This is a genomic window from Paenimyroides ceti, assembly GCF_030409925.1.
On the sequence record NZ_JAUFQU010000001.1, the window covers coordinates 3309835 to 3323351 of the forward strand.

At 38.5% G+C, this 13517-nt stretch carries 11 protein-coding genes; all 11 read left to right on the top strand.

From position 1 onward, the window contains the following. Positions 1–124: 124 nt before the first annotated feature. The 11 genes from QW060_RS16225 to QW060_RS16275 all read left to right on the top strand — a co-directional run bounded on the left by QW060_RS16225 (position 125) and on the right by QW060_RS16275 (position 13440). Positions 125–667 carry a hypothetical protein gene (locus QW060_RS16225; RefSeq protein WP_290364505.1) on the top strand — a complete coding sequence of 181 codons (543 nt, stop codon included), beginning with the start codon at positions 125–127 and terminating at the stop codon, positions 665–667. Next, positions 583–1548: a T9SS type A sorting domain-containing protein gene (locus QW060_RS16230; RefSeq protein WP_290364506.1), complete on the top strand. Its 966-nt coding sequence runs from the start codon at positions 583–585 to the stop codon at positions 1546–1548. The genes QW060_RS16225 and QW060_RS16230 overlap by 85 nt, the downstream gene beginning before the upstream one ends. A 6-nt stretch (positions 1549–1554) precedes the next feature. After that, positions 1555–4566 (top strand): RHS repeat domain-containing protein, encoded by a 3012-nt coding sequence (locus QW060_RS16235; RefSeq protein ID WP_290364507.1) that lies wholly within the window; start codon positions 1555–1557, stop codon positions 4564–4566. Between the two features lie 6 nt (positions 4567–4572). Then, entirely contained in the window at positions 4573–8145 is a 3573-nt protein-coding gene (locus tag QW060_RS16240; protein WP_290364508.1) for an RHS repeat domain-containing protein, read from the top strand. Further along, a complete protein-coding gene (locus QW060_RS16245; protein ID WP_290364509.1) occupies positions 8142–8417 on the top strand; it encodes a hypothetical protein in 276 nt (91 codons plus the stop codon). The genes QW060_RS16240 and QW060_RS16245 overlap by 4 nt, the downstream gene beginning before the upstream one ends. Positions 8418–8583: 166 nt before the next feature. Continuing rightward, entirely contained in the window at positions 8584–9456 is an 873-nt protein-coding gene (locus QW060_RS16250) for an RHS repeat domain-containing protein (RefSeq protein WP_290364791.1), read from the top strand. 583 nt (positions 9457–10039) lie between these two features. Further along, a complete protein-coding gene (locus tag QW060_RS16255; RefSeq protein WP_290364510.1) occupies positions 10040–10279 on the top strand; it encodes a hypothetical protein in 240 nt (79 codons plus the stop codon). 69 nt (positions 10280–10348) lie between these two features. Next, entirely contained in the window at positions 10349–10678 is a 330-nt protein-coding gene (locus QW060_RS16260; RefSeq protein ID WP_290364511.1) for a hypothetical protein, read from the top strand. Between the two features lie 166 nt (positions 10679–10844). Next, positions 10845–11858, top strand: a complete 1014-nt coding sequence (locus tag QW060_RS28505; protein ID WP_397386083.1) for an RHS repeat domain-containing protein — start codon at positions 10845–10847, stop codon at positions 11856–11858. A gap of 82 nt (positions 11859–11940) precedes the next feature. After that, complete coding sequence (locus QW060_RS16270) at positions 11941–12429, top strand: hypothetical protein (protein WP_290364512.1); 489 nt, start codon at positions 11941–11943, stop codon at positions 12427–12429. Positions 12430–12474: 45 nt separating this feature from the next. Continuing rightward, positions 12475–13440, top strand: a complete 966-nt coding sequence (locus QW060_RS16275) for an RHS repeat-associated core domain-containing protein (protein WP_290364513.1) — start codon at positions 12475–12477, stop codon at positions 13438–13440. Positions 13441–13517 lie beyond the last annotated feature (77 nt).

Here is a 13517-nt window from a genome sequence, read left to right on the forward strand (position 1 = left end):
ACGAAACACGATGAAAAAAACACTGCTGTGCCTGTGTACAGGCTTTGCGCTGCTCTCTGCTCATGCGCAAAAAGTCGTATGGGAAAAAACCCTTGGCGGCAAACACTCCGAGTATTTATTTGATATGGTGCCTACCGTAGATTATGGTTTTCTCTTAGCGGGGAGTTCCTTTTCAGACAAAACGGGCTCTAAAACCAGCGAAGGCCAGGGCAATCTGGACTACTGGCTCTGGAAGATGGATAAAGACGGAGAAGAAGAATGGCAAAAAAGCTTTGGTGCTTCGGGTATGGACCTGCTGCAATGCCTGATTCCTACGGGAGATGCGGGTTATCTGCTTGGCGGTACTTCCAACTCCCCAAAAGACGGTCATAAAACAGAAGCTTCCCGCGGCAAAAACGACCTGTGGCTCATAAAGATTAATGCAGCCGGAGCAGAAGAATGGCAAAAGACCCTGGGAGGCTCGGGAGATGACCGACTGGTGACGATCAAACGCCTGTCAGACGGTGGTTATATCATCGGAGCCAACACGAATTCCCCGGTATCCGGTGAAAAAAGCCAGCAGCACCTCGGCGGACTCGATTTATGGATACTGCGACTGGACAAAAAAGCAAGCTGCTTTGGGAAAAAACCTTTGGTGGTATCTATAATGATGAAGTCAAAACCATAGTACCGACAAAAGACGGTTTTATCATCGGTGCACAATCCAACTCCCCGATCGGCGCCAACAAAGCCGTGGACACCAACGGTGGTTATGACATCTGGCTGTTGACCCTGGATCACAACGGCAACCTGTTGCAGCAACACAGCTATGGCGGAACGGCAGACGATTTTCTGACCGATCTGTTGCCTGTTGACAACGGTTATCTTTTGGCAGGAACGAGCAGTTCCGAAAGCAGCGGTACTAAAACTGTATCGGCAGAAACACAAAACGATTTCTGGACGGTACAACTCGATGCGAAAATGCAGCCGACAGACCAGAAAACCTATGACTTTAAAGGCGATGATGTACTGACCTCAGTACTATTAGACAGCGATCAAAACCTGTTGCTTTCGGGTTATACGATACATCCCAAAACCCATAAAAAGAGCTATGTTTCGATCCATATCAATGCCCAAGGCGAAAAAATCTGGGAAAAAGAACTCTCTACAGACGGAGACGATCTGCTGCGCAAAGCGATCATCACACGTGATGGCGGTTATGTCTTTGCAGGAAACTCTACGGGGAAAACCTCTGCGCTTAAAAAGGGCTATCAGGGACGAAACGACTACTGGATTGTAAAGCTCAACACCAAAGAAAAAACCAAAACTCCGGAAATACAGATCGAAGCCTTTCCAAACCCAACCGAAGGATTTACCAATGTGGTCATCAACCATGAATACGAAGAAGGACAGATGATTTTATCGGATCTAAGTGGCAAAGTACTGCATACGGCACCTTTGCAATACGATATGATTGCAGTAGATCTGAGCGGATATCCTCAGGGAGTTTACATCATCAACATCAAAACCAACGTCATCAACCGTTCGGTAAAAGTCATCAAAAAATAAAACAACATGAAACAGAACTGCTTACTACTTCTATTATTCTTTTCTACGGTATTGCTTCGGGCTCAGGAGGCGCCTAATAAATATACCTTTACCTCTATGGTAGATTTGTATGAATTTCCCCAGACAGAAGCAACGGGAGGTGTTGATGTGCAGCTGCCGCTTTATAAAATAGCCACGCGTGGTTTTGAAATGCCCGTTGCACTGGCATACGACATGATGGGTAATACCAACACCTTTTATATCGGCAGTCAGTTTGGCGATGCCTGGAACTTAAATGCTATCGGTACCATCAGTCGCGAAATTACAGACAGATCGTACACCTATTCAACCAAAACAACAGGAAGCAACTGTGGAGGGAATCAGATTATCATACAATATACGACAGAAACCCTTAAAAAGAATTATGATGTTCCTGATGAAAACTATTACTATAACAATCCCGGAGCGAGCTATCGCGACAACCGTGATCTGTATACCTTTTCATTTCTGGGACTCAGCGGTAAATTTATTCTTTATAATCAAAACAATCAACTCAAAGCAGAGGTGTATGAATCCTCTGATTTTGTAAAAATAGAGATCGAACAACCGGACTGGGGAGCTTTAATTACGGCCATTTCCATTTATGATAAAAACGGTTACCGCTACCGTTTTGCAGCACAATCTAACATCAGCCATAATGAATCTTATGAGCAAACCTATCTCACAGAACCGGCAACGCTGTATGAGAATTGTAATTTTGAAATAGCGACGGGTCATGTATTGCATCCCGGCAACGGTCATACCGGAACGAAGGTATTTCCTGCGGGGCATTTGATATCGGGTAAGATGCATGCCAACGGTTTCCGTTACTGGAAAAACCTGGAGATTTCTGAAATTTATGACCGTCATAACAATCTGCTGGTCTCTTATGAATACGAACAACTGTCTGTAACCATACCGGATCGGGAGAACCGTTGGATGAACGGTCTGGGATTAGTAAAAGGCTATACCAAACTGTATGTAAAAAATATCCGTATCCACGGACAGGGAACCCTTTCATTTAGCAATACACTGGCAGCAAGCAATCCCGGTGCACTGGTTAATTCTTTTACGAATGCCATGGAAATAAAAGACCTGCAGGGCAATCTCATCAAAAAGATCGCCTTTGATTATCAGACGGTCAATATCAGCAATCTGCACATCATTAAACCAGAGACGGATATCCCTGCCAAAAACCGATTTTACAAAAAGTTGCTCAAAGGCATTAAAGAATATGACAATACACAGCAAAAAAGTCTGGATACCGCTATAGAATACAAAGATAACGCATCGTCGGGGTTCATCATCGATGGCTTTGGTTTTTTAAGCGGCTATTATGGTTGCAGAGATTATGTACACCCCAGTACGTATAAAACCGATTATTATACCCTTCAGAAAATCAAATATCCGACGGGAGGATCGGTGGTCTATAAATTTGAACCGCATACTTTTTCCAAAGGACTCAATTATATGACCGATTTCCGTGATTTTAATTACGATAACCATATCTATGAGCCCATTGCTTTGACTCAGGTAAATGGCCAAACCTTTCAGTTTACCGCCAATGCCGGAGACAAGATTTTTCTTATAAACAAATATCCTGGCAATGTTTTACAGTTCTACAAAGGAACCACCCTGGCGGCTTCTGATCTGTTGATAAATGCAGTCAAAGCACCTTCCGGAAGTGCCTCTTTTGAAATGGCCTGTAAGGGAGCACTTTCGAACATCGTATTACCCGCAGCACCCAACAACCAATATACTTTACGGTACACCGGAGCAGGAGCCTCACCGTATTATCTGGGAGCGTATAAATTCCGCTATAGCGATACGTATTATGCATTCCGTTATGAGACGGGTATGCGTATTGCGCAAATGGCCTATTTTAAAGAGAATGTTGCTAAAAACATTTTAGACACACCTTCGGGTGCCAACACAGCAGAAAAGCTCATCAATTTTACCTATCCGGGCAGTACACCTAACAGCAGCTCCGGACATGTCAGCCTTAGTTATTATAGTTATTTTGATGCAGCACCCAACAATCTGGTTTATGACCGGGTTGATGTAGAGGTGCGCGGTATCGGAAAAACCAGTTTGTATTATGATATTCCGGCTTCATTTGTGAAGCTAAAACGAACAGACCTGAAACGCTCTGCGGTCTTCTCTGCATCGGGAGAGCTTCTATCCGAAAGCGATTATGAATATGAATATGGCAAACCGGCGATCAATGGCTATGTAGACGATACGGACATCAAACCTCATATCCGATCGGTTGTTACCCGTACCCGTCAATATGAAAACGGAGATGATGCCATTCAAAGCATTAGCAGAACACGCTATGACGATGAGCTGCGTCAGGTGGAATATACCAGTACGGAAGAACCGTTATTGGCGCGCAGCCAACAGGTGAATATGAAATACAATCAGATCAACAATACTATTGTAACCACCTCGCAACAACAGTTGATCAATGATGTGATGCGGGAACGTACATTGTATAGCTATGACACCGCTGCCAACCTGCTCAAAACCCAGTTTGGAACGCCGGAAGTTGCTCCTGAAAAAATCGGAGTTGAAAACACACACTATACGGCTGGTTTACTCACGGGCTATATAGATGCAGCAGGCTTGCCGGTAACTTTAGTGTATGGATATAACAGCAGCCGTATTGTGGCCAAACTGGTCAATGTAGAGGCTTCTTTATACTACTCCAATAATACGGTTTATTTGGGCAGCCGTATCAACATTGGCAATTACAGCAATCAGACGGCGACCACGTATAACGAAACCAATCTGAAAAACGCACTGAACAGTCTCAGAACGCTGTTCCCGGAGGCGATGGTAACCACTTACACCTACCGCCCTATGGTGGGTATTGCCAGCATCACTGATGCCGCAGGCAGAGAAGAACGCTACCAGTACGATACCTTTAACCGACTCTATCAGGTAGTGAACCACGAAGGACTGGTAACCCAACGCTATCAATACAACTATAAAAACTAATCTGCTATGCTACGGTATTTCTTTATATTATTTACAGCACTGTCAGGTGCAGGGTTATACGCACAAAACGGTACCCATAACTATGTACGCGAAACCGTTTACAAAAACGGTTTAAATCCGGGTTCTCCCATATTCAACACTCCGGAGAATTTTGTTACCACAACGTATTATGACGGACTTGGACGTCCGATTCAGCAGATACAGCAAAACCAGTCTCCCGATGATAATAAAAACATCGTTACGCATATCGAATACGAAAAAAACATCGGTCAGATCAAAGAGTATCTGCCTTTTACCAGTGCGGGAAAAACGGTGACGCAAAACCAGATCGGTGGCGGTACGCTTATCACCTACCATTCTAACTATGTAGAAGAGGCAAAAAATCAGACGCAGAACTTTTACAATACCGATAAATACGAATACACTCCGAATCCGTATACAGAAAACCGTTTAGAGGTTTCTCCCCGCCAGCGCATAGTCGAAACCGGATTTCCGGGCAGAGACTGGAGTCTGGAAGATTATGGCGGTGCTATTTCCGCAGACCAGCGCAACACCCTGCGTATGCAATACGATCTGAACAGACCCGATGAAGTCAGACGCTACCGTGTGACAACGACTTTTTCGGAGGGAATTTATAAAAACAGCATCAGTCAAGACGGCTATTATCCGGCGGCAAGCCTGACCAAAACCATAGTACGCAATGAAAACTGGAAAGCGCAGGACGGGCGCAACAACACCAGCGAAGAGTTTAAAGATCCCAGAGGTTTTGTAGTACTGAAGAGAACCTATAACGAAGATCAACCCCACGATACCTACTATATCTATAACCAGAGCGATCTGCTGGCTGCCGTATTGCCGCCATTGGCAAAGGGATCTGTTGATGCGGAAACTCTGAACCAATTGGGCTATCAGTACCACTACGATGCCAAAAAGCGCATAGCAGAAAAAAAGCTGCCGCAAAAAGACTGGGAGTATATGGTTTATGACAAACAGGACCGTCTGATTCTTTTTCAGGACGGCAATCTGAGAACCAACAACAACAATTTTAGAAAGAAAGGCTGGATGTTCACCAAATACGATGCGCAGGGGCGCGTGGTTTATACCGGCTTTTTTATCAACACCGCTACGCGTATGGCCATGCAGAATGCCGTGAACAGCATGCTCAACAACTGGTATAACAATGAAGAGCGCAGCAGCACGCCTTTTACTCAGAACGGGATCGATATCTATTATACCAAAAAAGCCTTTCCTACGGGCAGTATGGTAATACTTACGGTTGATTATTACGACCGTTATCCTGCCCATACTCCTAATGTGGGCAGTCAGATCCTGGGGCAAACGGTACTGACAGATCAGCCTGCGGGCGGACTCAACACCAAAGGACTGGCGCTGGTATCGCATATCCGCGCAATTGAAACCGAAGAATGGACCAAAAAATACAACTGGTATGATGTCAAAAAACGCGTGATAGCGACCCATAGCGAGCAAGCCTCCGGCACAAGTACCCGTACCCTGAGCAAGCTCAGCTTTAGCGGACTTCCGTTGCAAACCGTGACAACGCACCAGCGTATGGGCAACAGTACCCCGGTGGAGATCACGGATAATTATACCTATGATCTTAAAGACCGGCTTACCAAACATACCCAAAAAATCAACGCACAGCAGGAAGAACTTATTACGGCCAATGCATACGATGAACTCGGAGTGCTTATCCGTAAAAAAACAGGCGGATTGGCAGCTTCGGGCAACGGATTACAGACAACCGACTATCAGTACAACATCCGTGGCTGGCTCACGCAAATCAACGATCCGGGAATGTTCAGTGAGACAACCGACAATGACCTGTTCAGCTTTAAGATCAACTACAACCGCAAAGACGATGAAAAAGGGAATACAGGAAAAGCGTTATACAACGGTAACATCAACAGTGTGCTCTGGAAAACGGCTACAGACAACATCAGCAAAGGTTACAGTTATGATTATGACGGACTCAACCGGCTGACCAATGCGCAGATGATGTATTTTCAGACGGGCTGGACCATGGGCTTTATTCGCCATCAGGCACACAGAGAAAGTATGAATTATGACCTAAACGGCAACATCCGCACCTTAAACCGTACCGGAGCTATGGTAGACGGACAGGTTTTGGATATGGACGAACTCGATTATACCTATAACGGCAATCAGCTGACTATGGTAAGAGACTATACCAACAACCCTGACGGATTTAAAGAAATCCCTTCTGAGGCTGCTGCCTATACCTATGATGGTTCCGGAAACTTAATCACCGATACCAACAAACGGATTACTAAAATCACGTATAATCATCTGAATTTGCCCATAGTCATCGATACAGATCAGGGAAGTATTTATTATGTCTATGATGCAGCGGGCAATAAATTAAAGAAAAGTGTATTGGGCAATAGCGGACCTAATCAGATCACCGAGTATATAGACGGTTTTCAGTACCTTAACGGAACCCTGCAGTTCTTTCCTCAACCGGAAGGTTATACAGCCTATCAGAACAATGCGTATATTTACCATTATATCCATAAAGACCATTTGGGCAACAACCGTGTGGTGTATGCAGATGGCAATAACAACGGCGTAATAGAACCAACTGAAATTCTGGAAGAAAACAACTATTATCCGTTTGGACTAAAACATCAGGGGTATAATGATATGACAGGGAGTACAGCTTCCAATTATAAGTACCAATACAACGGTAAAGAGTTACAGGAAGAAATGGGATTAAACCTATATGATTTTGGAGCACGAAACTATGATCCGGCTTTAGGAAGATGGATGAATGTAGATCCGTTGGCGGAAGAGATGAGACGGTTCTCTCCGTATGTTTATGTATTCAATAATCCTGTTTATTTTATAGATCCGGATGGTAGAATACCATATCCAATTACTATTAGATCGTTTGCTCCATTTAAAACATTTGGAGGAGGATTTCACGGAGATAATAGAGGGTACTCTACATCAGCAAGTGCTTCAGCAAGAGTTCACCAAAGGATTAATTTTGATACTGATAAGTCAAATATATCACTTTCTAATTGGAGTTCACCTACTTGGCATAGTTCAGCACCAGGTTTTAGAAGAACAGCAGAACCTTCTGGTGGTTTTACTACTGGTTTTGGTATATTCAAAGATGGGTCTGATAAGAATTATAGTTTTAAGACTTCTTATGCCGGTGCAAATCCATTAACACCTGGAGCTCCGAATATAGATGTAGAATCAAATTTTTATATAAATGAAAATAAAGAAAAAGGCTTTTTACAAGTTATAGGGAGTTTAGTAGGTGATAACTTCCCTAGTACTGAAGCCTTTATAAGTGATCCAAGTGGACAAAGTGTTTTTCTTGGTATTGGATTCTATGAAGGATCTCCTTTCACAAGTTTATTTGGTAAAAATGAAAGACAAATTAGCGAGTTTAATGTTCTTATAAAAATAGATAAAGACGGTAATTTTGAAGGGATTTATAAAAATGATGGGAGTGATAAAATTTACAGTATAGAAGAATGGAATGCACGTTTTGAAAATGCTGATCCACATAAAAAAAATAAAAAATGAGAAGACATAAAAAGATTATAATTTGTTGGTTAATTGGTGTTATTATTATTTTAACATTTTCTTACATTTCTGGTTTACAAGATGATGTTTACATTGAACAATATTATGAGGGAGTTTGGTATAAGGATGTATTAAGCTCTATTAAATATTTTCTATTATGGGTATTGCCTTATTGGTGGTTAATAATAATTTTAATAGGCTCTTTATTAGGAATAATAATATTTCTAGTGACATTATTGTTAGGACATATCAAAAGTAAAACGGAATATTGATTTTTAGATTATTTGAATTAGAAAATAAATTATTATGGAAAAAAAAACTTGTAAAAGAGGTAAATGGGTAAACTTACCTTACATCAATTTTATTTTTCTATTGTTCAATAAGTTAAAGTTATAACAACATTATACCTTTAGATTAGAACACCAGAATTACAGCACTATTACAGGAAATACAGGATATAAATACACCTTTGGAGGAAAAGAATTTCAACCCGAAAAAGACCTGAATATGTATGATTTTGGTGCGAGAAATTATGATCCTGCATTAGGAAGATGGATGAACATTGATCCGTTGGCGGAACAGATGAGAAGATGGTCTCCTTATAACTACGGTTTTAATAACCCAATGAGGTTTATTGACCCTGATGGGATGGGACCAAATGATGTCATTATTATTGGTTCTGAGTCTGCCGCTGCTTTTGCGGAGTTGCAGAAGTCAGTTCAAGGGCAATTGAATTTGAGTATGGATTCAGCGGGAAAAGTAAGCTATACAGTCGTGCAAGGAGCAACTTTAGATTCAGATAGTAAACAACTAACTTCGGCAATTGACGACCATTCAGTTAATGTTAATGTAGCAGCAGAGAATTATAATGTTACTGCAGGAGGTACGCCTTATTTAGGTGGAGCTTTTTTAGGAAATACAGTTACAAATAATGTAGATTCTGCGTCGGGCAAAAAAATCGTGGAAGCAAATCAAGAAATTAATCCATTAACATTAAGTAAGATTGATTCATATTATAATAAGCCTGGGAGTAATACTTTGCATGAAGTAACGGAAGCATATCAAGGAGGAGTGATATCACAAAAATCAGGTGTATCTTCTCCAGCTGGTGACAAAGTGGGGTCTGTATATACTTCTGCACACAATAAGGCTACTCCGCAGGCAGGTCAGGTATATGAAAGTTTTTTAGATAAAAGTGGAAATACTTTATATAGAAGTAGTAATGGTTCTGTTCCACAAGCAGCAATAAGTGTACAATTTTCTGTAAAGGACGGCAAGAAGGCACCAGTAATTATAGAAATAAGAAATTAAATTATGAAAAATATAATCTTTATTTTTTTATGTGCTTTAATATTTTCATGTAAAACACATAAGGTAAACTCAAGTTCAAGTTTAGAATATTCAGTTTATAAAATTGACTCTATCAATAATTATTATTTAATCTATGCCAAGAGAAGCGATTCTCTGTTTAAAATAATATCAGAAAAACAGAGTGTAGAAAAATGTAATTCAATAAGAGTAAATAAGAAATATTTATTTAAACTACATTCTATCTGGAATAAAGAAGAACATGTAGGAAATTCTAATGTCAGTCTTAAGTATAATAATTATATCAATTGTATTCAATTAAATGAGAATACAGAAATATGCCTCGAAAGAGATTCTATAAACGATTTGCATTATGCAGATAATATAAAAGGTTTATGTATCACTAAAGATTGATAAGGATCGGTTGTGATTGTGTATTTAAAAATAAGTCTGAGTAAGAGACGTACTATTCTCTTTTTACTTTCTATTTAGTGTAAATGCCGGACTTGGAGGAGGTATTGGAATTACTTCGGGTGTAATTAATCCTACAAATAATCAAACTTTTGCAATCAATGATTTCAATGGTATGGGTAATTCAGTAAATTTAAGTGTTGGGATAGGTATAGCAAGTGGAGGTATTGAATACGGAGGAACTCAAGGAAATGGTTTCTCTAATTTTGGTAATCGTACTGAATCTAACTCTAGACCTTATATATATTATGGAGGGGGTCAATCTTCACAATATCCTTCTACGGGAATTCAAGTAGGAAAAGTCTCTGTTGGAGCTATGATTAGTTCTACGAGAACATGGGTTTTAAAATTATAATTACTTTGATATGGAAAAGCAAAGAGGAATAAAGGTTCATCCGATAGTTTTTGTTTTAATGATAGGAATATGTCTTTTTTAGCTTTTAAATTCATTTTTAAAAAGGATGTATTATCAATTATGACAGAAAATTATAATTTAGAAATTGAGGATTCCTATAATGGGAAAATCGAAAGGAAATATTATGATAAATTTAATCACAATGCTTCGATGATTAAATTTGTTGACAATAAGAGTAGAGGGATTCATCCGTATTTTTGGGGCAAGTTACGAATTGGAGATTCTATTAGTAAAGTAAAAGGAGACTCAGTTATACAAGTTTTTCGAAATGGAGAAAAAATAATATTGGAGATAGCTCCATTTTATGAAAAAGCAATTGAAGAACAACAAAAAAAATAATTATAATAAATCAACAAAGTCATACATGTCGTAGGGCTTTGTTGTTTATAGTATTCCAAATATTTTTATGATTTAATTCTTAAATTATTATCTACAAATTCAAAAAAACCTGACTTAATAAAAATATTATTAAATAGCTATTTACCCTTACACCCATAAAGGCCATTTGGGCAATAACTGGGTGGTTTATGCAGATGGCAATAATAACGGTGTAATAGAACCAACGGAAATTCTGGAAGAAAACAACTATTATCCGTTTGGACTAAAACATCAGGGATATAATGATATGACAGGGAATACAGCTTCCAATTATAAGTATCAATACAACGGGAAAGAGTTACAGGAAGAAATGGGATTAAACCTATATGATTTTGGAGCAAGAAATTATGATCCGGCTTTAGGAAGATGGATGAATGTAGATCCGTTGGCGGAAAATTCAAGAAGATGGACTCCTTATAACTATGCGTATAATAATCCTATATACTTTATTGATCCTGATGGAATGCAGAGTTGGAGTTTTAGTGGACAAGCTGCAGTTAATTTTGCTAAGGATTTACAAATTCTGTTAGCATCGGATGGTATTGATACGGATTATACTTTTAATAGAAAAACCGGAGAAATAAAACAACATGGAGAAAAGAATAATAATCCTGATAGGATTGTAAACCTGAATAAAAAGGGAGAAGTCAAAGGTGTTTTAGTTGATAATATTGTTAAAGGAATTTTAAAAGATGGTATAAATTTTAAACAAAACAATAATGTTATAGAAATAAACGGAACAGATCAACCTACAGAATCTCAATTTCAAAATTTTATTGCCGATTATACTAAACTGGCTGGTGTTGAAGTGTCAGGATACGCTTTAGGAAATAATGCTATGGGTAAAGATATTTCAGGATTTTTAGTTGAAGCTCATAAAAGTAATACTTCAACAACATCTAATTCTGCTAGATACAATGAGAATGAAAAGATAGATTGGCAATATTTAAAAAGTTCAAAACCCTATTTAGGTAGAAGCAGGTATGCTAAATATCATTATCACAGCCATCCTGATAATTCATTAGCAAGTGATGACGATAAATTAAACTTTAAAGGAAAAAGTATTCCTCATTTTATAATTAGTAAGAAATATAACCAACAATATAATGATGTCAATGTTTTTGAAGCAAAATCCAGATAAATTTCTGATTTTATTTTTTTGTTTAACTACTTTGTTAGGCTGTAAGTCAATAAATCAAACTAATTGTCCTCAAGAGGAAATAATGGAAAATATTATCAAGAATTATTGTAAAAAAAATGTTACTTACACTTTAAAATATAAATATTTTAGATTAAGTAAAGATTACATAGATAGCACAGATTTCATTATGTATAGGGTGTCTCCTCAAATAAACAAAGTAGTATTGTCTTCGGACGGTAGTGGTTATTTCCCTTTAGATTATATTAAAGTTGGAAAAAAAATCTTTTTTATTGATGGAGAAATTACAACCAAGCCTTCTCCTAAAATTTTTACCTTGTTAAAAGAAAAAGATTTAATTGATTCTACAATGGTTAAAGTTAAACAGGGGCTTTTAGATTGGGATGTTATTGGTAAAGGTAAAGGAACAATTATGACTAATGATAGGTTAAAAGTAAATACTTATCTTGTTTGTAAAACAAATAATAAAATAGTTAGTAAATGGCGAACTAATAAATCTGAGGTGTCTGCTAAAAATATTGAAAAAGCTATTAAAAAAGGTTGTAAGAATTAATATTTTATTTTTAAAGTAAAAATTTTCTCTCTCCATTTTTTACAATTGTACTCATCAACAGATGGCAATAACAACGGTGTAATAGAACCAACGGAAATTCTGGAAGAGCATCATTATTATCCATTTGGATTAGAACATCAGAATTACAGTACCATTACAGGAAATACAGGCTATAAATACACCTTTGGAGGAAAAGAATTTCAACCCGAAAAAGATATGAATATGTATGATTTTGGCGCAAGAAATTATGATCCGACTTTAGGAAGATGGATGAATGTGGATCCGTTGGTGGAGAAAACGATGGAAGCATATTCATATGTAGGTAACAATCCGATTAGGTTTACCGATCCTACGGGAATGATTAAAGATGATATCATCATCAATAATAAGGATAAAAAGGAAATTATAAGAATAATAGTAGATACTGGAGATAAAGACTATGTTTTTGATACCGAACTCAATATTAATCCTGACAAACCACTTGTTTTTGATACAGGTATGAGTATGGAAGACCTTAAAAAACAATATGATGCTATAGGTATAAATCTTAGTGGTTCTGCAACTGTTGGTGGAGGTATGGAATTTGGGTTGTCGATTGCGTATTTCTTAAATGGTGAAAGCGAGGGTAATTTGGGTATTTATACTTCTAAAGGAGGAAATGTAGGTGTCGGAGGTGGTGCTGGTTTTAGTTTCTTTGGATCTAAGTATAATAAAGATATAGCAACTGATTTTTTTGATGTTAAAGGCTTTGAGGGAGGTTATAATGCTGCTTCGATAGGTGTTGCTGGTTTTGGATACTCTGTAACGTGGAGTAACACAGAAGGTACACATGATGAAGTTTATCCCGGACATCGGTATCCAACTACCTGGACATCCCGTTCTTTAGGATATGGTAGCGCGCCTAAGACTTTGTCACAAGTGTTAGGTAAAGCTGGGAAAGCAAGTGCTACCTATTCTGGAGGAACCAGTACTTTGTCAAGAGAATTCAAATCTAAAAAGGTGAAAAAATGAAAGCACTTAAACCATATCTTATCTTTTTCGGCATTATCTTTTTTATTTTTATGATAGTAACTATAATCCGAGAAGTG

Coding starts and splice junctions, on each gene's coding strand:
- QW060_RS16225 (WP_290364505.1), top strand. CDS start 125: ATGGTGCCTACCGTAGATTATGGTTTTCTCTTAGCGGGGAGTTCCTTT.
- QW060_RS16230 (WP_290364506.1), top strand. CDS start 583: ATGGATACTGCGACTGGACAAAAAAGCAAGCTGCTTTGGGAAAAAACC.
- QW060_RS16235 (WP_290364507.1), top strand. CDS start 1,555: ATGAAACAGAACTGCTTACTACTTCTATTATTCTTTTCTACGGTATTG.
- QW060_RS16240 (WP_290364508.1), top strand. CDS start 4,573: ATGCTACGGTATTTCTTTATATTATTTACAGCACTGTCAGGTGCAGGG.
- QW060_RS16245 (WP_290364509.1), top strand. CDS start 8,142: ATGAGAAGACATAAAAAGATTATAATTTGTTGGTTAATTGGTGTTATT.
- QW060_RS16255 (WP_290364510.1), top strand. CDS start 10,040: ATGGGTAATTCAGTAAATTTAAGTGTTGGGATAGGTATAGCAAGTGGA.
- QW060_RS16260 (WP_290364511.1), top strand. CDS start 10,349: ATGTCTTTTTTAGCTTTTAAATTCATTTTTAAAAAGGATGTATTATCA.
- QW060_RS16270 (WP_290364512.1), top strand. CDS start 11,941: ATGGAAAATATTATCAAGAATTATTGTAAAAAAAATGTTACTTACACT.